Genomic DNA, 20863 nt, shown 5'->3' with positions numbered 1-20863 from the left:
AGGAACAGCAATGGTTGAACTAACCGTCGACGGCAACAAGGTCGAAGTGCCCGAAGGCAGCATGGTCATGCATGCCGCCCAGAAAGTCGGGCTTTACGTGCCGCATTTCTGCTACCACAAGAAACTGTCCATCGCGGCCAACTGCCGGATGTGCCTGGTTGAAGTGGAAAAAGCGCCCAAGGCGCTGCCCGCCTGCGCCACGCCCGTGACCAACGGCATGGTCGTCCACACCTGCTCTGAGAAGGCTCGCGCCGCTCAGAAGTCGGTGATGGAATTCTTGCTCATCAATCACCCCCTCGACTGCCCGATCTGCGATCAGGGCGGCGAATGCCAGCTGCAGGATCTGGCCGTGGGCTACGGCGGATCTTCCTCGCGTTACCAGGAAGAAAAGCGCGTCGTGTTCCACAAGGACCTGGGCCCGCTGGTTTCCGCCGAGGAAATGTCGCGCTGCATCCACTGCACCCGCTGTGTGCGCTTCGGCCAGGAAATCGCCGGCGTCATGGAACTGGGCATGCTGGGCCGTGGCGAGCACTCCGAAATCACCACCTTCGTGGGCCGTTCGATCGAGTCCGAACTGTCGGGCAACATGATCGACATCTGTCCGGTGGGCGCGCTGACCTCCAAGCCCTTCCGCTACAGCGCCCGCACCTGGGAACTGGCTCGCCGCCGTTCGGTCAGCCCGCACGACAGCCTGGGCGCCAACCTTGTCGTCCAGGTCAAGGGCGACCGCGTGATGCGCGTGGTCCCGTTCGAAGACGAAGCCGTCAACGAATGCTGGATCAGCGACCGCGACCGCTTCTCGTACGAAGGCCTGAACAGCGACGACCGCCTGTCCGCCCCGATGATCAAGGGCACCGATGGCAAGTGGCAGGAAGCCTCGTGGGCCGACGCCCTGCAAGCCGTGGCCCAAGGCCTGTCGCGCGTGCGTGACAGCTTCGGCGCCGGCCAGATCGGCGCGCTGGCGTCCGAATACGCCACCACCGAGGAATACGCGCTGCTGGGCCGCCTGGTCCGCTCGCTGGGTTCCGAGAACATCGACTTCCGTCTGCGCCAGACCGACCCGGCCTTTGACGCCGCGCTGACCGGCGCGCCGTGGCTGGGCATGCCCATCGCCGAACTCGACAACCTGGACCGCGTCCTGGTCGTCGGCTCGTTCCTGCGCAAGGACCATCCGCTGATGGCTCAGCGTCTGCGTCAAGCCGCCAAGCGTGGCACGCAGATCCTGATGGTCGACAGCGCCGCCGACGATCCTCTGATGCCCGTCACGGCGCGCATCACCGTGGCCCCGTCGGAACTGGCGCGCGCGCTGGCCGAAGTGGTCGTCGCGCTGGCCCAGGCCAAGGAACAGGCCGTGCCGGCCGAGTTCGCCTCGGTCACGCCGGGCGAAAACGCCAAGCTCATCGCCGCCAGCCTTGCGTCGGGCGCCAACACCGCCGTGCTGATGGGCAACCTGGCTGTCGCCAGCGTCCAGGCCACCACGCTGGCCGCCAACGGCCGCGCCGTGGCTGACCTGTCCGGCGGCAAGTTCGGCTTCCTGACCTCGGGCGGCAACACGGTCGGCGGTTACCTCGCCGGCGCCATCCCGGGCAAGGGCGGCAAGACCGCCGCGGCCATGCTCGCCGAACCGCTCAAGGCCTACATCGTCCTGCACGCCGAACCGCTGCTCGACGCCGACAACGGCCAGCAAGCCATCGCCGCGCTGCGCGGCGCGCAGTTCGCCGTTGCGCTCACGCCTTACCGTTCGGCCGCCGCTGAATGGGCCGACGTGATGCTGCCGGTGTCGCCGTTCACGGAAACCTCGGGCACGTTCGTCAACGCCCAAGGCCTGGCCCAGAGCTTCAAGGGCACGGTCACGCCGTTCGGCCAGACCCGCCCGGGCTGGAAGGTCCTGCGCGTGCTGGGCAACGTCCTGCACCTGGCCGGCTTCGATGACGAGACCTCCGAGTCCGTGCGCGACGCCGTGCTGGCCAGCGGCGTCGAAGGCCGTCTGTCCAACGACGTCAAGGCCCCGCTGGGTCTGGGCCAGGCGCTCACCGGCCTGGAACGCGTCGCCGATGTGCCGATCTACCGCACGGACGCCATGGTGCGCCGTTCGGAACCGCTGCAGGCCGCGCCGGCTTCGAAGAAGCCCGCCGCCGCCATGAACGGCCGCACCCTCACCAGCCTGGGCCTGACGGCCGGGGTCAAGGTGCGCGTGTCGGCCGGGCAGGGCGCCGTCGAACTGGAAACCGTGCAGGATGATGCCGTGGCCGATCGCGCCGTGCGCATTTCCGCCGCCTTCGAAACTACCGCTGCCCTGGGTGGCGCATTTGGTCAAATCAGCGTGGAGCGTGCCTGATGGAATGGCTCAATGTTCTTGAAAGCCACGGTCAGGCATTGCTGGGTCCGACGGTCTGGATGGTCCTCTGGACCCTCGTGAAGATCGTCATCATTGCGGTGCCCATCATCCTGTGCGTGGCCTACCTGACGTACTGGGAACGCAAGATGATCGGCGCCATGCACGTGCGCATGGGCCCGAACCGCGTCGGTTTCAAGGGGCTGCTGCAGCCGTTTGCCGACGTGTTCAAGCTGCTGACAAAGGAAGTCGTGGTCCCCAGCCAGGCCAACAAGGTGCTGTTCATCGTGGCCCCCGTGGTCACGCTGATGCCGGCGCTGGCGGCCTGGGCTGTCGTGCCCTTCGGTCCCGACGTCGTGCTGGCCAACGTCAACGCCGGCCTGCTGTACATCATGGCCATCACGTCCATCGGCGTGTACGGCGTGATCGTCGCCGGCTGGGCATCCAACTCCAAGTACGCGTTCCTGGGCGCACTGCGCGCCTCGGCCCAGATGCTGTCGTATGAACTGGCCATCGGCTTCGTGCTGGTGACGGTGCTGCTGGTGTCGGGCAGCCTGAACATGTCCGAGATCGTGCACGTGCAGAACCGCGGCTGGTTTGCCGAAAAGGGTCTGACGTTCATGTCCTGGAACTGGCTGCCGCTGCTGCCGCTGTTCGTCATCTACGTGATCTCGGCCGTTGCCGAAACCAACCGTCACCCGTTCGACGTCGTGGAAGGCGAATCCGAAATCGTGGCCGGCCACATGGTCGAATACTCGGGCATGGCCTTCGCGCTGTTCTTCCTGGGCGAATACGCCAACATGATCCTGCTGTCGTGCATGGCATCGATCATGTTCCTGGGCGGCTGGGCTTCCCCGATCGATATCGCGCCGCTGACCTGGATTCCGGGTTGGATCTGGCTGGGTCTCAAGACGTTCTTCGTGGTCTCGTTGTTCGTGTGGTTCCGGGCCTCGTTCCCGCGCTACCGTTATGACCAGATCATGCGCTTGGGTTGGAAAATCTTCATCCCGCTGACCGGCGTCTGGCTGGTCGTGGTGGCGATCTGGATGCAGACGCCCTGGAACATTTGGCGCTAAGCGCCAAGCAGAGGCAGGATATGGAAGCGATCAAGGATTTCTTCGGCAGCCTGATGCTGACCGAGTTGCTCAAGGGCATGCGCCTCACGGGCAAGTATTTTTTCAAGCGCAAGGTCACCTTGCGCTACCCCCAGGAAAAGACCCCTGCGTCGCCGCGTTTCCGCGGCCTGCACGCGCTGCGCCGCTACCCCAACGGGGAAGAGCGCTGCATCGCGTGCAAGCTGTGCGAAGCCGTGTGCCCGGCGCTGGCGATCACGATCGAGTCCGACCAGCGCGACGACGGCACCCGCCGCACGACGCGCTACGACATCGATCTGACCAAATGCATTTTCTGCGGCTTCTGTGAGGAAAGCTGCCCCGTGGACTCCATCGTGGAAACGCACATCCACGAATACCACGGCGAAAAGCGCGGCGACCTGTATTTCACCAAAGACATGCTGCTCGCCGTGGGCGACCGCTACGAAGCCGACATCGCCCGCCGCCGGGCCGAAGACGCGCCTTACCGCTGAAGCCCAGGGTCTGATCCATGACTTTTACCACTGTCCTTTTCTACATACTGGCCGCCGTGCTGGTGATCGCGGCGTTCCGCGTGATCACCGCGCGCAGCGCGGTCACCGCCGTTCTGCATCTGATCCTGGCGTTCGCCAACGCGGCCATGCTGTGGATGCTGCTGGGCGCCGAGTTCCTGGCGCTGCTGCTGGTGCTGGTGTACGTGGGCGCCGTGATGGTGCTCTTCCTCTTTGTCGTGATGATGCTCGACATCCGCATGGACACCCTGCGCCAGGGCATGAAGACCTACCTGCCGCTCGGCCTGGTCATCGGCGTCGTGCTCGTGCTGGAAGTGTCCTTCGTGCTGGGCACCATCTGGTACGGTTCCGGTCCCCAGGCGCAACTGCCCGCCGACTACAACAACGCCCGCGCGCTCGGCGAAGCGATGTACACGCAATACATCTACGCCATTGAAGTCGGCGCTGCGTTGCTGCTGGTTGGCATGGTTGCCGCGATTGCGCTGACCCTGCGCCGCCGCCGCGACGTCAAGTACAACGACCCGGTCGCCGCTGTCCGCGTGCGTTCGAAGGACCGCTTCCGCATGGTGAGCATGCCCGCCCAGAGCGAGCGCGCCCAGGCCAAGCGTGACGCCTCGAACGGTGCCGCGCCCCAAGGAGAAAAACAATGACGCTGACGCTGGCCCACTATCTGATCCTTGGCGCGATCCTGTTCGCGATCGGGATCTTCGGCATCTTCCTGAACCGCCGCAACCTGATCATTCTCCTGATGTCCATCGAGCTGGTGCTCCTGGCCGTCAACATGAACTTCGTGGCGTTCTCCAGCTGGTTCGGCGACACCGCCGGCCAGGTGTTCGTGTTCTTCATCCTGACCGTGGCCGCCGCTGAAGCGGCGATCGGCCTGGCCATTTTGGTGCTGCTGTTCCGCAACCTGAACACGATCAACGTTGACGAACTCGATCGCCTGAAGGGCTGACGGGGTATTGGAAGAAAATGTCTAGCTCACCCAATCTCTACCTGCTCATCGCGCTGGCGCCGCTGGCCGGAGCAATTCTCGCGGGCCTCTTCGGCACCGGCTTCCTCGGCCGGCCCATCGGCCGCCGCGCCTCGCACGTCATCACCATTCTGGGCGTGCTCATCTCCGCCATCGGTTCGGTGGTGGTGCTGGGCGACGTGCTGAACGGTCTGCGTTTCGACGGCGCCGTCTACACCTGGAGCCTCATCGGCCAGACCAAGCTGGAAATCGGCTTCCTGATCGATCCGCTGTCGGCCATGATGATGGTCGTGGTGACTTCCGTGTCGCTGATGGTGCACATCTACACCATCGGCTACATGGCTGACGATCCCGGCTACCAGCGCTTCTTCTCGTACATCTCGCTGTTCACGTTCTCCATGCTGATGCTGGTGATGTCGAACAACATGGTGCAGCTGTTCTTCGGCTGGGAAGCGGTGGGTCTGGTGTCCTACCTCCTGATCGGTTTCTGGTACACCCGTCCGACGGCGATCTTCGCCAACATGAAGGCGTTCCTGATCAACCGCGTCGGCGACTTCGGCTTCGTGCTCGGCATCGGCCTGCTGTTCGCCTACGCCGGCACCATGCACTACGGTGAAGTCTTCGCGCAGGCCGACAAGCTGGCCGCCATGACGCTGCCCGGTTCCGACTGGATGCTGCTGACCGTCGCGTGTATCTGCCTGTTCATCGGCGCCATGGGTAAATCGGCCCAGGTTCCGCTGCACGCCTGGCTGCCCGACTCGATGGAAGGCCCGACCCCGATCTCCGCGCTGATCCACGCCGCCACCATGGTGACGGCCGGCATCTTCATGGTCGCGCGTTTCTCGCCGCTGTTCGAACTGTCGGACACCGCGCTGTCGTTCATCATCGTGATCGGGGCCATCGGCGCGCTGTTCCTGGGCATCCTGGGCATCATCCAGAACGACATCAAGCGCGTCGTCGCGTACTCCACGCTGTCGCAGCTGGGTTACATGACCGTGGCACTGGGTGCGTCGGCCTACTCGGTCGCGATCTTCCACCTGATGACCCACGCGTTCTTCAAGGCGCTGCTGTTCCTGGGCGCGGGTTCGGTCATCATCGGCATGCACCACGACCAGGACATCCGCAACATGGGCGGCCTGCGCAAGTACATGCCCATCACCTGGATCACCTTCCTGCTGGGTACGCTGGCGCTCGTCGGCACGCCGTTCTTCTCGGGTTTCTACTCGAAGGAAAACATCATCGAAGCCGCCGGCCAGGCCAACGTCTGGGGCGCGAGCTTTGCCTACTATGCCGTCCTGATCGGCGTGTTCGTCACCTCGCTGTATTCGTTCCGCGTGTACTTCCTGGTCTTCCACGGCAAGGAACGCTTCGACACCAGCGATCACGGCCACGGCCACGGTCACGACGCGCATGGCCATGACGACCATGGTCACGACGACCACGGTCACGGCCATCACGGCGGCAAGCCGCACGAGTCGGCCTGGGTGGTCACGCTGCCGCTGATCCTGCTGGCGATTCCGTCGGTGTTCATCGGCGCCTGGGCGGTCGATCCCATGCTGTTCGGCAAGTTCTTCGACGGCGTGATCAAGGTCCTGCCGCAGCAGCATCCCGCGATGCACGTGCTGAGCGAGGAATGGCACGGCTGGGTCGCCTATGGCCTGCATGCCTTCCAGACCCTGCCGTTCTGGCTGGTCGTGGCTGGTTTCGTGATCTCCTGGTACTGCTACCTGATCAATCCGAAGGTGCCGGCCGCCATCAAGGCCAACCTGTCGGGCGTGAACAAGATCCTCGAGAACAAGTACTACGTGGATTGGGTGAACGAGCAGATCATTGCGCGTGGTCTGCGCTGCCTGGGCCGTGGCCTGTGGCAGACCGGTGACCGCGGCATCATCGACGGCATCCTGATCAACGGCAGTGCCCGCGTCGTGGGCTGGGTGGCAGCCATCAGCCGCCACCTGCAGTCCGGCTTCATCTATCACTACGCGTTCGCAATGATCATCGGCGTCATGGCGCTGGTGACTTTCTTTGTGCTGATTCCCCAATGATGGCAAGCGAGATGGCATCCAACACTTTTCCCTGGCTCACGCTTGCGATCTTTGTCCCGATCGTATTCGGCCTGCTGGTGCTGGCGGTGGGCCGTGACGACCGTCCCGGCCTGACGCGCGGCCTGTCGCTCGTCGGCTCGATCGCCGGCTTCCTGGTCACGATTCCGCTCTACACCGGTTTTGATTCCTCCACGGCCGCCATGCAGTTCGTGGAGAAGGCCTCCTGGATCGAAGCCTTCAACGTCAACTACCACCTGGGCATCGACGGCATCTCGATGTGGTTCGTGCTCCTGACCGCGTTCATCACCATCATCGTGGTGCTGGCCGGCTGGGAAGTCATCACGAGCCGCGTCGCGCAATACATGGCCGCCTTCCTGATCCTGTCGGGTCTTATGGTTGGCGTGTTCTGCGCGCTGGACGGCATGCTGTTCTACGTGTTCTTCGAAGCCACGCTGATCCCGATGTACATCATCATCGGCGTCTGGGGCGGCGGAAACCGCGTGTACGCGGCGTTCAAGTTCTTCCTGTACACCCTGATGGGTTCGCTGCTGACGCTGATCGCGTTCGTCTACCTCTGGAATGTGTCGGGCGGTTCGTTCGACATCCTGACCTGGCAGCAGACCAAGCTGGGCTACACGCCGCAGATCCTGATCTTCGTGGCGCTGCTGGCTGCGTTTGCCGTCAAGGTGCCGATGTGGCCGGTCCACACGTGGTTGCCGGACGCCCACGTTGAAGCGCCCACGGGCGGCTCCATCGTGCTGGCCGCGATCATGCTGAAGCTGGGCGCCTACGGTTTCCTGCGCTTCTCGCTGCCCATCGCGCCTGACGCCTCGCACAGCCTGGCCGGCATGATGATCACGCTGTCGCTGATCGCCGTGATCTACATCGGTCTGGTCGCGATCGTCCAGGAAGACATGAAGAAGCTGGTGGCCTATTCGTCGGTCGCGCACATGGGCTTCGTCACGCTGGGCTTCTTCATCTTCAACACGGCCGGCGTCGAAGGCGCCATCGTGCAGATGATCTCGCACGGCTTCGTGTCGGGCGCCATGTTCATGTGTATTGGCGTTCTCTATGACCGCATGCACTCGCGCCGCATCGCCGACTACGGCGGCGTGGTCAACGTGATGCCGCGTTTTGCCACGTTCTTCATCCTGTTCTCGATGGCCAACAGCGGCCTGCCGGCCACCAGCGGCTTCGTCGGCGAATTCATGGTGATCATGGGCGCGGTCGAGCACAACTTCTGGATCGGCCTGCTTGCAGCCACTGCCCTGATCCTGGGCGCGGCGTACTCGCTGTGGATGGTCAAGCGCGTCGTCCTGGGCGATGTCGCCAACGACCACGTGCGCGAGCTGACCGATATCAATCGCCGCGAATTCGTGATTCTTGGCGTGATGGCGATCGCCGTGTTGTACATGGGGATCTATCCCAAGCCCTTCACCGACGTGATGCACGTGTCGGTCGAGGCCCTGCTGCAACACGTTGCCGTCTCGAAACTGTAAGACAAGACAATGATGCAATCCCAAATCGATTTCGCCCTGGCGACACCGGAAATCCTTCTGCTGATTTTCGGCCTGGCTATTTTGCTCATCGACGCGGTCAGCAATCACCCCGAGCGCAAGCCGACGTTCCTGCTGACCATGCTTGCCCTGGGCGTGCTGACCGTCGTGTCGGCCGTGCAGTGGAAGAATGGCGTGGCTGGCTCGACGTTCAACGGCCTGTACGTCACGGACGAGCTGTCGCACCTGCTCAAGATCGCCTCGTATCTTGCCGTCGGCGTAACGCTGATCTATGGCCGCGTGTATGCGCAGGTCCGCGACATGATGCGCGGCGGTGAACTCTACGTGCTGACGCTGTTCGCGCTGCTGGGTCAGATGGTCATGATTTCCTCCGGGAATCTGATCTCGATCTACCTGGGCCTGGAACTGATGTCGCTGGCGCTGTACGCGCTGATCGCCCTGCGCCGTGACAACGTCGTGGCCACCGAAGCCGCCATGAAGTACTTCGTGCTGGGCGCGCTGGCCTCGGGTTTCCTGCTGTACGGCATGTCCATGATCTACGGCGCCACGGGTCACCTCGACCTGACCGAAGTGTCCAACGTCATCGCCGCCGGCAAGGCCGAGAAGATGGCGCTGGTGTTCGGCATCGTGTTCCTCGTGTCGGGTCTGGCGTTCAAGCTGGGCGCCGTGCCGTTCCACATGTGGGTGCCGGATGTCTACCAGGGCTCGCCGACCGCCGTCACGCTGATCCTGGGCGGCGCGCCCAAGCTGGCCGCCTTTGCGATCACGCTGCGTCTGCTGGTTGATGGTCTGCACGGCCTGGCCACGGATTGGCAGCCGATGTTGATGATCCTGGCGGTGCTGTCGCTGGCCATCGGCAACCTGACCGCCATTGCCCAGACCAACTTCAAGCGCATGCTGGCTTACTCGACCATCTCGCACATGGGCTTCGTGCTTCTGGGCCTGATGTCGGGCTCGGTGGCCGGCAAGCCGGAACTGTCGTCGGCCGCCTACGGCGCCTCGCTGTTCTACATGCTGACCTACGTGCTGACCACGCTCGCCAGCTTCGGCATCGTGCTGCTGCTGTCGCGCCAGGGCTTCGAGTGCGAGCACATCGACGACCTGAAGGGCCTGAACCGCCGCAGCCCGTGGCATGCCGCCATCGTGCTGCTGCTGATGTTCTCGCTGGCCGGCATCCCGCCGCTGGTGGGCTTCTACGCCAAGCTGGCCGTGCTGCAGGCGCTGGTTTCCGCCGGCCACGTGACGCTGGCGGTGGTCGCGGTACTGTTCTCGCTGATCGGCGCGTTCTACTACCTGCGCGTGGTCAAGGTCGTCTACTTCGACGAACCGGCGGCCGACGCCGCCCCGATGGTGGCCACGGCCGGTCAGCGCGGCGTGCTGTCGATCAACGGCGCCTTGATCCTGGTGCTGGGTCTGTTGCCGGGTGGCCTGATGGCCCTGTGCGTGCAGGCCATCCGCTCGTCGCTGAGCCTCTAAGGAACGGATAACAGCCATGAACCAGACGCTGGCGGTGTGGCTGTTGATCGCGCTGGCGCTTGTCAGCGCGAATCTTCCTTTCCTGACCGAGCGCGTCTTCGCCGTGCTGCCCTGGAAGCAGGGTGGGGCGGTGGCGGTCAAGCCGTTCTGGTTGCGGCTGGTCGAGGTGCTGGTGTTCTACGCCATCGTCGGCGCGCTGGGCTTTGCGTTCGAGTCCACGCTGGGCAACCGCTTCGCCCAAACCTGGGAGTTCTACGCGATCACGCTCAGCCTGTTTCTGGTGCTGGCGTATCCCGGGTTTGTGTACCGGTATCTCTTCAAGCGGCATCCGCGTCTGCGGACCTGACGACGCAGCAGCCTGCCTGCATATGGACGCACCAAGACGCCCCGATCGGGGCGTTTTTTATGTGTGCAGCAACCTCCGCGTCGACTTTGCCTCGCGCAAAATCCGGCCGCAATCCGCCCCTTTTTTGATCTCCAATCCGTTCAGGATTTTGAGCAAGATCAAAGCTGTTGTTTTTTTATCCTTTTGATTTGGAAGGGGCTTTCATTCAGGTTTCATTCAGCGCCTCCGTTCAGAATCGCAAACAACAAAAAAACAAGAATCGTTGTTATTTACGTTCTGGAGAAGTCTGCTTGAAGCCCCAAGATTCGTATTCGCTGAATACGCTCGCCACCTCGCTGGCCGCTGCCATTGCCGCGCCCGCGTTGTTCGTCAGCCCCTATGCCGCAGCCCAGTCCGCCGACACCGGCGTGACGCAGTTGTCGCCTGTCCGCGTCGAGGGCGAAAGCTCGTCCTATCAGACCTCGACCGCGCAGTCGCCGAAGATGACCGCGCCTTTGCTGGACACGCCGCGGACGGTGCAGGTTGTGCCGCAGCAGGTGATCCAGGATCAGGCCGCGTCGACCTTGCAGGACGTGCTGCGCAACTCGCCGGGCATCACGTTCGGCGCCGGCGAAGGCGGCCGTCCGGGCGGCGACTTGCCGATCATCCGCGGCCAGAACTCCGCCGGCAGCATTTTCCTGGACGGCATCCGCGACAGCAGCACCCAGGTGCGCGATACGTTCAATCTGGAGCAGGTCGAAATCATCAAGGGGCCGGACTCGGTGTACTCGGGCCGGGGCGGCGCGGGCGGCAGCATCAACATGGTCAGCAAGGCGCCCAAGACCACGGACTTCACCGAAGCCACGGCGCAGATCGGCACGGACAACAACTACCGCGCCACCATCGACAGCAACTGGCGCCTGGGCGACAAGGCGGCGTTCCGCCTGAACGTGATGGGCAACAAGGGCGACACGCCGGGCCGCGATGATGCCGTGGACTTCGAGCGCTGGGGCGTTGCGCCGTCGCTGATGCTGGGCGTGGGCACGCCGACCCGCATCACGCTGAGCTACTACCACTATCAAGACGACAGCATGCCCGACTACTCCATTCCGTATGACCCGAAGTCGGGCCAGCCGGTGACGGAGACGATGGGCGTGAGCCGCAAGTCGTTCTACGGCCTGACCGGGCGCGACTTCATGAAGACGCGCGATGACGTCGCCACGGTGGACTTCCAGCACGACTTTTCCGACAAGCTGCAACTGCGCAACGTGACGCGCTATGGCCGCGGCACGACCGACTTTGCTGCGACCAATCCCGACGACAGCAAGGGCAACATCCCGAACGGCCTGGTGTACCGTGCGCTCAAGTCCGGCTACTACGTCACCAAGACCTTCGCCAACCAGACGGACCTGACGGGTGAATTCGAGACCGGCAGCCTGAAGCACTCGTTCGACCTGGGATTTGAGTACAGCAACATCAAGCAGGACAAGGACAGCTACACCCAGACGATCGCCCGCGGCCCGATGGACTGCAAGGTCAGCGCAACCGACCTGTCGAACCCGGCGCTGTGCACGTCGCTGTGGGATCCGAATCCCCACGACGACTACACCGGCAAGCTGACGCGCAACAACAATCCCGCCGTCTACAACACGGACACGCTGGCGCTCTACGGCTTTGACACCATCAAGTTCAACGAGCAATGGCAGGCGAGCCTGGGCGCGCGCTGGGACAACTACCGCACCAGCGGCAGCAACATCGCGCGCGGCCGCAGCGATCCGGCGAGCACGCCCGCGTTCTACAGCACGAGCCGCGAGGACAACCTCTTCAACTACCAGGTCGGCCTGGCGTACAAGCCGGTGCCCAACGGCACCATTTACGCCACGTACGGCACCTCGTCCACGCCGTCCGCCATTGCCGGCGGCGCAATCAGCGATGCGACGTCACTGTCGACGTCTTCGCTGGAACCGGAAAAGAGCCGCACGGTGGAGCTGGGCACGAAGTGGCAGGTGTTCGACGACAAGCTGACGCTGTCGGCCGCGGCGTTCCAGGACATCCGCAAGAACACCAGCGTTGCCGTGTCCGCGACCGAAGTGGCGCAGGTGGGCGAAGCCAAGGTGCGCGGCATCGAACTGGGATTCTCGGGCGCCATCACGCCCAAGTGGAACGTGTTCGGCGGCTACACCTTCATGGACAGCGAAATGACCAAGGGCGCGTACAACAGCGGCGCCGTCGGCCAGGACCTGCCCAACACGCCGCGCAACGCCTTCAGCCTGTGGACGACCTACAAGGTCCTGCCCAAGCTGACGGTCGGCGGCGGCGCGTATTACGTCGACAAGGTGTACGGCAACTCGGACGCCACGAAGAACGCCGACGGTACGCCCAAGGCGCGCTGGGTGCCTTCGTACTGGCGCTTCGACGCGATGGCCGGCTACGAATTCAACGAGCACTTCTCGGCGCAGTTGAACGTGCTGAACATCTTTGATGAGACGTACTACACGAAGGCCTATGCCGCGCACTATGCGGCGCTGGGCACGGGCCGGGCGGCGCTGCTGTCGCTGCGCGTGCGGTACTGATCAAGGGGCGCCGCGTCCGTGGCGCCGACTTGCATGAAAAAAGCCACCTCATTTACTGAGGTGGCTTTTGCTTTGGCGAAGGGGGCCGGTGTCAGACACCCTGTCGCAGGATCAGCTTTCAAACCAGTTCAGCACGCCGTCCAGCCCCGAGACATTGAGCGCATAGCGCGTCTGCTGACGCACCAGCGGCTTGGCGTGGTAGGCCACCGGGAAGCCGGCGTTGGCCAGCATCTTCAGGTCGTTGGCGCCGTCGCCCATGGCGATGATCTGGTCCGTCGAGGCGCCGTGCGTGCGCGCGAACTCGCGCAGGTGCGTGGCCTTGGCGTCGGCGTCCAGGATGTCGCCCAGCACGCGGCCGGTCAGCACGCCATTTTCGATCTCGAGCGTGTTGGCATGAGCGCTGTCCAGGTTCAGCCGGGCGCGCAGGCGCTCGGTGAAGAAGGTGAAGCCGCCCGACACCAGCAGCACCTTGATGCCGGCGGCCTGGGCCGTGGTGATCAGACGCTCGGCGCCCGGATTCAGGCGCAGCTTTTCCTCGTAGACCTCGTCCAGCGCGCCAGCGGGCGCGCCCTTGAGCAGCGCAACCCGGCGGCGCAGGCTTTCCGCGAAATCCTTGATCTCGCCGCGCATGGCGGCTTCGGTGATCTCCGACACCTTGTCCTTCACGCCCACCACGCCCGCGATCTCGTCGATGCACTCGATGTTGATCAGGGTCGAGTCCATGTCCATGGCCAGGATCTTGCAGTGGGCCAGCTTCAGGCCGGCGGGCACGAAGGCAGCGTCGACGCCGCGCGCTTCGGCCCAGGCGCCCACCACGGCGCGCGTCTCGTCGTCGTGTTGCACGTCGAGCAGGCGGGCGGCGGTGTTGCTGATGCGCGCCACGCCCTGGGCCTGGGCCAGCGCGGCAAGCTGCTCCGCATGTTCGATGGCGAGGCCGGGGGATTGGACGACGAGATTGTGGGTAGTCATGGCGGATGGGTAAGGGTGTCGGGAATTACTTCAGGGCGCGCAGAACGGCGCGCACGGCGTCGGCACGGGCCGGGAGTTGAGGCGCCTTGATCTCGACGCGCAACTTGTCCTGCCCGGCCAGCTTGATGTGCCGCTGCCGCTGGACAAGCTCGATGATGCGGGCCGGATCGACCGAGGTCTTGGGGCCGAACTGGATCAGCGCCTGCGCTTCGCTGGCATCGATCTTGACGATGCCCAGCGGTTGGGCGGCGAGGCGCAGGCGGTGCGTGGCCAGCAGCGTCTGCGCCGCCTCCGGCAGTTTGCCGAAACGGTCGATCAATTCTTCCTGGATGTGGATCAGGTCGTCTTCGTCGGCCGCGTGCGCCAATCGCTTGTAGATGGCCAGGCGCGCGTGCACGTCGGCGCAGTAGTCGGACGGCAGCAGCGCCGGGGCGTGCAGATTGACTTCGCACGCCAGGTTGAAGGGCGCGTCCAGGTCGGGCTCTTCGCCCGCGCGCAGGGCGCGCACGGCCTCGTTGAGCATCTCGTTGTACATCGAGAAGCCGACTTCCTGGATGTTGCCCGACTGCGAGTCGCCCAGGACTTCGCCGGTGCCGCGGATTTCGAGGTCGTGCATGGCCAGGTAAAAGCCCGAGCCCAGCTCTTCCATGGCCTGGATGGCTTCCAGCCGCTTCTTGGCGTTGCTGGTGATCGCGTCCTCGCCCGGGGTCAGCAGGTAGGCGTAGGCCTGGTGGTGCGATCGCCCGACGCGGCCGCGCAGCTGGTGCAGCTGCGCCAGACCGAAGCGGTCAGCGCGGTGGATCACGATGGTGTTGGCGCTGGGCACGTCGATGCCGGTTTCGATGATGGTGGTGCACAGCAGGACGTTGTAGCGCTGCTGGTAGAAGCCCTTCATCACCTGTTCGAGTTCGCGCTCGGGCATCTGGCCGTGCGCGACGGCGATCCGGGCCTCGGGCACCAGCTCTTCCAGGCGCGCGCGGCGGTTATGGATGGTTTCTACCTCGTTGTGCAGGAAGTAGCACTGGCCGCCGCGCTTGAGCTCGCGCAGCAGGGCTTCGCGCAACGTGCTGCCGTCCTCGCGCCGCACGAAGGTCTTGATGGCCAGGCGCTTTTGCGGCGCTGTGGCAATGACGGAGAAGTCGCGGATGCCTTCGAGCGACATGCCGAGCGTGCGCGGGATGGGCGTCGCGGTCAGTGTCAGCACGTCGACTTCGGCGCGCAGCGACTTGAGCGCTTCTTTCTGGCGCACGCCGAAACGGTGTTCCTCGTCGATGATGACCAGGCCCAGGCGCTTGAATTTCACGTCCTTAGACAGGATCTTGTGCGTGCCGATGACGATGTCGACCCGGCCGTCGTTGATGCCTTCGATGGCGCTGGAGACTTCCTTGGCCGAGCGGAAGCGCGACAGTTCCACGACGCGCACGGGCCAGTCGGCAAAGCGGTCGGTAAAAGTCTGCGCGTGCTGTTCGGCGAGCAGGGTGGTGGGGCATAGCAGCGCCACCTGTTTGCCGTTGGCGACGGCCAGGAAGGCGGCGCGCAGCGCGACTTCGGTCTTGCCGAAACCGACGTCGCCGCAGACGAGCCGGTCCATGGGGCGGCCGGAGGTCATGTCGCTGATCACGGCCTGGATGGCGGCAGCCTGGTCGGCCGTCTCTTCAAAACCGAAGCCCTCGGCAAACGCCTCGTAATCGTTCAGCGGCAGGTTGAACGCAAAGCCTTCGCGCGCGGCGCGCTGCGCATACAGCGCCAGCAATTCGGCGGCGGTGTCGCGAACCTGCTTGGCGGCCTTGCGGCGCGCCTTGTCCCATTGGCCTGAACCCAGCTGGTGCAACGGTGCGGCTTCCGGGTCGGCGCCGCTGTAGCGCGCGATCACGTGCAGTTGCGACACCGGCACGTACAGCGTGCTGCCGTTGGCGTATTCAAGATGGAGGAACTCCATCTCGCCTTCGCCCATGTCCATGTTGACCAGGCCGTGATAGCGGCCGATGCCGTGCTGGGCGTGGACGACGGGGTCGCCCTCGCGCAGCTCGGACAGGTCGCGCACCATGGCTTCGACGTTGCTGGCGCGTTCCTGGTCGCGCTTGCCGCGGCGGCCGGTGGTCGCCAGTCCGGGGTAGAGATCGTTCTCTGTCAGGAAGGCAAGGTTGGCGTCGGGCAGTTCGAACCCGATGCCCAGCGGCGAAGCGACAATGCCGAAATGCGCGTCCGACGCCAGGAAGCTCTCGATGGTGTCAGGCTGCGCATCGGGCGTGACGCCGAATTCGTTCAGCATCTGCACCAGGGTTTCGCGCCGGCCGGCCGAATCGGCGCACAGCAGCACGCGGGTGTGCCGCCTTTCTACCAGCGTGCGCAGCTTGGCGATGGGATCTTCGGCGCGCCGCGCCACGCTGATGTCGGGCGCGGCCCGGAAGTCCGGATGCGGCTGGCCCGCAGTCAGCGACAGGCGGCGGAATGCCTTGAGGCGGCCATAGAGCGATTCGCTGTCCAGGAACAGGGCGGACGGCGGCAGCACGGGGCGTTCGCGGTCGCTTTTCAGGAAGCCGTAGCGGCTGGTCGTGTCCTGGTTGAAGCGCTGGATCGCGTCGTCGATGTCGCCGACGGTGACCATGACCGTGCCGTCGGCCACGTAGTCGAACAGCGTGGCGGTTTCTTCAAAGAAGAGCGGCAGGTAGTACTCGACGCCGGCAAACGGGATGCCGTTGCCGATGTCTTTATAGGGCAGGGCGCGGGAAGGATCGCCTTCGAAGACTTCGCGAAAGCGCGCCCGGAAGCGGTTGCGCGAGTCTTCGTCCATCGGGAATTCGCGGCCGGGCAGAAGCTGCACCTCGCGCACGGGGTACAGGCTGCGCTGGGTGTCGACGTCGAAACTGCGGATGGTTTCGATCTCGTCGTCGAACAGGTCCAGCCGGTACGGCACCACCGAGCCCATCGGGAACAGATCGATCAGGCCACCCCGCAGGCAGAATTCGCCCGGCGAGGTTACCTGGGTGACGTGGTTGTAATTGGCCAGCGTCAGTTGGGCGCGCAGCGCCGCTTCGTTCAGCCTGTCTTTCTGCTTGAACGAGAACGTGTAGGCGGCCAGGAACGAGGGCGGTGCGACGCGGTACAGCGCCGTGGTGATGGGCACCGTCAGCACGTCCACCGTCTTCATCATCAGCGAGTGCAGCGTGTTCAGGCGCTCGGAGATCAGGTCCTGGTGCGGCGAGAATGCGTCGTAGGGCAGCGTTTCCCAGTCGGGCAGCTGCCGCACGCGCAGGCTGGGCGCAAACAGCTGGATTTCCTCGGCCAGCCGCTGCGCTTCAAGGGGCTCGGCGGTCAGGATGACCAGCGGCGCGCTGGCCTGGCGCGCCAGATCGGCCAGCAGCCAGGCGTCGCCGGAGCCCGGCGGCCGGGGCTGCGCATAGCGCGTGCCGGGCTTCAGCGCGGACAGGGTGGGGACCGTGGCGGGGACGGGCGGTGCGGCCGTGGCGGAGGAGGAAGGGGCGGGCATCAGGCTGGAAGCGGACATCAAGCGAACGATTATAAAATCTCCGCACCATGTCTGACTCAATCATCGCAATCGTGCCCGCCGCCGGCGTCGGCGCCCGCGCCAGCGGGCCCGGGCACGAGGCCGTTCCGAAGCAATACCGTCCATTGGCCGGACAGCCCATGCTGCGCCACGCAGTAAGCGCGCTGCTGGCCGATGAACGCGTATCGCAGGTGCGCGTGGCGGTCACGCCGGGCGACGGCTGGGTTGACGCCGCGCTGGCGGGCTTGCCGCGCACCGTCTGGCGTGCCTGCGGCGGCGCCACGCGCGCCGATACGGTCGCGGGCGCGCTGGCCGACAGCGAGGTCACGGATGATGCCTGGGTGCTGGTGCATGACGCGGCCCGCCCGGGCTTGCCCGCCGCGGCGCTGGGGCGGCTGATCGACGCGTGCCTGGCCGACCCGGTCGGCGGGCTGCTGGCCCTGCCGGTGGCCGACACGGTCAAGGGCGGCCACGATCGCGTGGAACGCACGCTCGACCGCAATGGCCTTTGGCTGGCGCAGACGCCGCAGATGTTCCGCGCGGGCGTGCTGCGCGATGCGCTGACCGCCGCGTCCGTGAACGGCATCACCGTCACCGACGAGGCCTCGGCCATCGAGGCCGCCGGCTATGCGCCGCTGCTGGTCACCGGTTCGATGCGCAACTTCAAGGTGACGTGGCCGGACGATTTTGAACTGATGGAAAAATGGCTATGAGCATTCCTTTTCGCGTCGGGCAGGGCTTTGACGTGCACGCGCTGGTCGAAGGCCGGCCGCTGATCATCGGCGGGGTCACGATTCCCCATACCCATGGCCTCTTGGGCCATTCCGATGCGGACGTGCTGCTGCACGCGATCACCGACGCGCTGCTGGGCGCGGCGGGCCTGGGCGACATCGGCCGGCACTTTCCGGATACCGATCCGGCGTTCAAGGGCGCCGACAGCCGTGTGCTGCTGCGCGAGGCCATGGCACGCGTGCGCAAAGCGGGGTGGACACCGGTCAATATCGACGCCACGCTGCACGCCCAAGCGCCCAAGATCGGTCCGCACGCCCCTGCCATGGTGAAGAACATCGCCGACGACACCGGCCTGGCCGAATCCGAGGTCAACATCAAGGCCAAGACCAACGAGGGCCTGGGTTATCTGGGCCGCAAGGAAGGCATCGCGGCCACCGTGGTCGCCTTGCTGGCGCGCGCGGACCCCTGACCCGCGGGCCGCGCTGCGTGGCGTTCGCGCCACGCTTATCCGGTATTCCAAAGCCGCCCGAGCCGCCAGGCCGGGCGGCTTTTACGTTGGCATACATCTTTAACAAATGAATAAGCGGACCGCATTGTTCTGACTTACGCTCCGCGACTTGAAATCTGACTAATCAGGGACACTCAGATGCGATTACGTGGCGCGGGGCTACTTTTTGTGCTGGCCGCTTTTGCTACCTCCGCCCACGCGGCCTACGAGAAGCAGCTCGGTCCACTGGCCGGCACGGTCAAGCAGCAGCTTTTGCAAGGCTGGCATGTCGGCGAGCAGGACGGCTGGTTCACCCTGCGCAACAGCGATGTCCCGGGCGGCGAGCAGACGTTCTACATCAACCCGGGACCTGCCCCGGAAAGCGGACGCATCACCGACGTCAACGTGATGGTCAACTCGAAGAGTCCCAAGGCGTCCATCGGCATTGCGCTGAACAACAACGCGCGCAAGGGCCTGTGCCTGCTGGAGATCCGGGCGGACCGCAACATTCTGCTGTTCTGTCTGGAAGGCCAGAAGCGCCGCGATATCGCGTCCGTGCCCAACGTCGCCAAGCTGGACGGCACCGACCGCATCCGCGTGGTGGAGGTGCCGGGCGCCGCGCGTTTCCTGGTCAATGGTCAGAAGATCGGCGATATCGAGGACGAGGCCGCGCTGGGCAGCGAGATCGGCATCATGGCCTATGACGAAGGCACGTTCGGCATTGCGGATTTCATGATCGTCTCGGACGTGGCCGGCAAGCCGGTCGGGGTAGGAGCGCAAGGGACCGCCGGACAGGGCAGCGCCGGACGGGGTAGTGCCGCACAGGGTAGTGCCGGCCAGGGTAGTGCCGGCCAGGGTAGTGCCGGCCAGGGTAGTGCCGGCGCGCCGCGCGTGCCGTCGGCCGCGTCGCCCCCCGCCCAAGCCCCCGCCGACAACAGCCCGGCGCTGGCCGGCGCCGGCCCATATCCCCGTTTCGGCGGGGACACCTTGCGCATCGTCGCGGTCTACATCGGCATCATGCGCAGCATCTTCCTGCACGAGTTCGGGCACGCCCTGATCGGCGAGCTGGAACTGCCGTCGACGGGTGCGGAAGAAGACGCGGTCGACATGTATTCGGCCTTGCGGATCGTCGAGCCCACCATCTACCCGTCCGACAACGAGGACGTGAACGTCATGGCCCGCGAGGCCGCCACGTATGCGGCCCTGCAGTGGTACTACAGCGGCATGCTGGCGGAAAAGCGGGGCGCGTCGGCGAACTCGGCCTGGCAGGACGAGCACACCGGCGACCTGAAACGCTTCCGCAACATGCTCTGCATCATGTATGGCGGCAATCCCGCCGTCTTCGAGAACGTGGTCAAGCACGTCGGTTTCGAGGACCGGACCAAGTCGCGTTGCACCGACGAATTCAACAAGCAGAACCGGGCCTGGCGCCACCTGTTGGCGCCCCATACCCGCGTGGGCACCTGGACGCCGGACGGCCAGCAACCGGCCAACGCGCCCGGCGCGCCGGTCAACGTGGTGCTGGAACCCTCCAAGCGCAAGATCGGCAACCTGTTCGCGACGGCCCTTTCCAACGCTGTCGCCAACAGCGTCAAGGATCTGGGCAACACCTACGTCCTGCCGCGGCCGATCAATGTGACGTTCAAGGATTGCGGCCAGTTGAACGCCTGGTACAACCCGCGCGAAGGCTCGATCACGATGTGCTACGAGCTGATCGAGAACATCGCGGTGATGATTTCCGACATTGAAATGGGCACGGTCGGTGGCGAGGTCGTCGCCAACAAGGGTGGCGGGGCGCAGACGGCGCCGCGGCAAGCCTCCTCGGCGGGGCAGGGCATGCCCGCGCTGCCCGCCGGCGCCTTCGACGAACTGAAGGACTTCGGCGTGCCGCCGACCAGCCTGCTGTTCTCGTCCCCCTACCGGGGCCCGACGCCTGTCAAGCACACACGCGCCGATGTCATCACCACGGCCGACCTGGTCAAGCTGATCAATAACGAGAAGAACATCCTGATCATCGACACCAGCGCGGGGCGGGACACGCTGCCCATCGCCTATCCGCTGCCCGATGCCGGGTCGGACGGCAGCGTCGCAGACCATCTGCAAGGCGCGCTGGACGACTGGCTGAAGAAGAAGACGGGCGGGCAGCGCAACGCGCCCATCGTGTTCATGGGCGCGGGCATGAATGACCGCTCGGCCTACAACGGCGCGTTGCGCGCCGGGTCGCTCGGCTGGCGCGCCTACTGGTATCGCGGCGGCATGGAGGCCTGGACCGCCAACGGTCTGCCCACTGCGCCGGTGAAACCCGCCGCGGGCAAGTAAT

15 protein-coding genes are annotated in these 20863 nt (G+C 64.9%); 13 read left to right on the top strand and 2 right to left on the bottom strand.

All coding sequences use genetic code 11. The features are described 5' to 3' along the window. The first annotated feature begins 10 nt into the window (after positions 1–10). The 10 genes from nuoG to B2W22_RS01015 all read left to right on the top strand — a co-directional run bounded on the left by nuoG (position 11) and on the right by B2W22_RS01015 (position 12847). On the top strand, positions 11–2338 hold the full coding sequence (nuoG, locus tag B2W22_RS01060) for an NADH-quinone oxidoreductase subunit NuoG (RefSeq protein WP_286935951.1): 2328 nt from the start codon (positions 11–13) through the stop codon (positions 2336–2338). Continuing rightward, a complete protein-coding gene (nuoH, locus tag B2W22_RS01055) occupies positions 2338–3411 on the top strand; it encodes an NADH-quinone oxidoreductase subunit NuoH (protein WP_175123012.1) in 1074 nt (357 codons plus the stop codon). Before nuoG ends, nuoH begins: the two co-directional genes overlap by 1 nt. A gap of 20 nt (positions 3412–3431) precedes the next feature. Then, on the top strand, positions 3432–3920 hold the full coding sequence (gene nuoI, locus B2W22_RS01050; protein ID WP_008161196.1) for an NADH-quinone oxidoreductase subunit NuoI: 489 nt from the start codon (positions 3432–3434) through the stop codon (positions 3918–3920). Between the two features lie 17 nt (positions 3921–3937). Continuing rightward, positions 3938–4588: an NADH-quinone oxidoreductase subunit J gene (locus B2W22_RS01045; protein WP_175123011.1), complete on the top strand. Its 651-nt coding sequence runs from the start codon at positions 3938–3940 to the stop codon at positions 4586–4588. Then, on the top strand, positions 4585–4893 hold the full coding sequence (gene nuoK, locus B2W22_RS01040; RefSeq protein WP_006217969.1) for an NADH-quinone oxidoreductase subunit NuoK: 309 nt from the start codon (positions 4585–4587) through the stop codon (positions 4891–4893). The genes B2W22_RS01045 and nuoK overlap by 4 nt, the downstream gene beginning before the upstream one ends. A gap of 17 nt (positions 4894–4910) precedes the next feature. After that, positions 4911–6956, top strand: coding sequence for an NADH-quinone oxidoreductase subunit L (gene nuoL, locus B2W22_RS01035; RefSeq protein WP_286935950.1), 2046 nt, complete (start codon positions 4911–4913; stop codon positions 6954–6956). After that, positions 6953–8455 (top strand): NADH-quinone oxidoreductase subunit M, encoded by a 1503-nt coding sequence (locus B2W22_RS01030; RefSeq protein ID WP_175123009.1) that lies wholly within the window; start codon positions 6953–6955, stop codon positions 8453–8455. The genes nuoL and B2W22_RS01030 overlap by 4 nt, the downstream gene beginning before the upstream one ends. Before the next feature lie 9 nt (positions 8456–8464). Then, the gene (gene nuoN, locus B2W22_RS01025; protein WP_175184219.1) at positions 8465–9949 is read left to right on the top strand and encodes an NADH-quinone oxidoreductase subunit NuoN; all 1485 of its coding nucleotides are present in this window, start codon (positions 8465–8467) and stop codon (positions 9947–9949) included. A gap of 16 nt (positions 9950–9965) precedes the next feature. Further along, on the top strand, positions 9966–10295 hold the full coding sequence (locus tag B2W22_RS01020) for a DUF2818 family protein (RefSeq protein WP_175184220.1): 330 nt from the start codon (positions 9966–9968) through the stop codon (positions 10293–10295). 290 nt (positions 10296–10585) lie between these two features. Further along, a complete protein-coding gene (locus B2W22_RS01015; RefSeq protein WP_175123007.1) occupies positions 10586–12847 on the top strand; it encodes a TonB-dependent receptor in 2262 nt (753 codons plus the stop codon). Positions 12848–12958: 111 nt separating this feature from the next. Here B2W22_RS01015 and serB read toward each other — a convergent pair whose 3' ends face one another. Continuing rightward, the gene (serB, locus tag B2W22_RS01010) at positions 12959–13816 is read right to left on the bottom strand and encodes a phosphoserine phosphatase SerB (RefSeq protein WP_175137311.1); all 858 of its coding nucleotides are present in this window, start codon (positions 13814–13816) and stop codon (positions 12959–12961) included. A gap of 25 nt (positions 13817–13841) precedes the next feature. After that, positions 13842–17324 carry a transcription-repair coupling factor gene (gene mfd, locus B2W22_RS01005; protein WP_286935948.1) on the bottom strand — a complete coding sequence of 1161 codons (3483 nt, stop codon included), beginning with the start codon at positions 17322–17324 and terminating at the stop codon, positions 13842–13844. A 29-nt stretch (positions 17325–17353) separates the two neighbouring features. Here mfd and ispD point away from each other — a divergent pair, with 29 nt between their 5' ends. From ispD to B2W22_RS00990, 3 genes are all read left to right on the top strand, one after another. After that, complete coding sequence (gene ispD / locus B2W22_RS01000) at positions 17354–18037, top strand: 2-C-methyl-D-erythritol 4-phosphate cytidylyltransferase (RefSeq protein WP_286935947.1); 684 nt, start codon at positions 17354–17356, stop codon at positions 18035–18037. Then, entirely contained in the window at positions 18034–18525 is a 492-nt protein-coding gene (gene ispF / locus B2W22_RS00995; protein ID WP_175137314.1) for a 2-C-methyl-D-erythritol 2,4-cyclodiphosphate synthase, read from the top strand. Before ispD ends, ispF begins: the two co-directional genes overlap by 4 nt. Before the next feature lie 177 nt (positions 18526–18702). Next, positions 18703–20862: a DUF4344 domain-containing metallopeptidase gene (locus B2W22_RS00990; protein WP_286935946.1), complete on the top strand. Its 2160-nt coding sequence runs from the start codon at positions 18703–18705 to the stop codon at positions 20860–20862. The last annotated feature ends 1 nt before the right edge of the window (position 20863 follow it).

Source organism: Achromobacter sp. UBA4530 (genome assembly GCF_002388205.1).
GTDB lineage: Bacteria > Pseudomonadota > Gammaproteobacteria > Burkholderiales > Burkholderiaceae_B > Achromobacter > Achromobacter animicus.
This window is presented reverse-complemented; position numbering and strand designations above follow the sequence as displayed.

Bases quoted from the DNA above. Each gene is read 5' to 3' on its own strand.
- nuoG (WP_286935951.1), top strand. From the start codon at position 11: ATGGTTGAACTAACCGTCGACGGCAACAAGGTCGAAGTGCCCGAAGGC.
- ispD (WP_286935947.1), top strand. From the start codon at position 17,354: ATGTCTGACTCAATCATCGCAATCGTGCCCGCCGCCGGCGTCGGCGCC.
- ispF (WP_175137314.1), top strand. From the start codon at position 18,034: ATGAGCATTCCTTTTCGCGTCGGGCAGGGCTTTGACGTGCACGCGCTG.
- serB (WP_175137311.1), bottom strand. From the start codon at position 13,816: ATGACTACCCACAATCTCGTCGTCCAATCCCCCGGCCTCGCCATCGAA.
- B2W22_RS01045 (WP_175123011.1), top strand. From the start codon at position 3,938: ATGACTTTTACCACTGTCCTTTTCTACATACTGGCCGCCGTGCTGGTG.
- nuoH (WP_175123012.1), top strand. From the start codon at position 2,338: ATGGAATGGCTCAATGTTCTTGAAAGCCACGGTCAGGCATTGCTGGGT.
- nuoL (WP_286935950.1), top strand. From the start codon at position 4,911: ATGTCTAGCTCACCCAATCTCTACCTGCTCATCGCGCTGGCGCCGCTG.
- B2W22_RS01030 (WP_175123009.1), top strand. From the start codon at position 6,953: ATGATGGCAAGCGAGATGGCATCCAACACTTTTCCCTGGCTCACGCTT.
- B2W22_RS00990 (WP_286935946.1), top strand. From the start codon at position 18,703: ATGCGATTACGTGGCGCGGGGCTACTTTTTGTGCTGGCCGCTTTTGCT.
- nuoN (WP_175184219.1), top strand. From the start codon at position 8,465: ATGATGCAATCCCAAATCGATTTCGCCCTGGCGACACCGGAAATCCTT.
- nuoK (WP_006217969.1), top strand. From the start codon at position 4,585: ATGACGCTGACGCTGGCCCACTATCTGATCCTTGGCGCGATCCTGTTC.
- nuoI (WP_008161196.1), top strand. From the start codon at position 3,432: ATGGAAGCGATCAAGGATTTCTTCGGCAGCCTGATGCTGACCGAGTTG.
- mfd (WP_286935948.1), bottom strand. From the start codon at position 17,324: ATGTCCGCTTCCAGCCTGATGCCCGCCCCTTCCTCCTCCGCCACGGCC.
- B2W22_RS01020 (WP_175184220.1), top strand. From the start codon at position 9,966: ATGAACCAGACGCTGGCGGTGTGGCTGTTGATCGCGCTGGCGCTTGTC.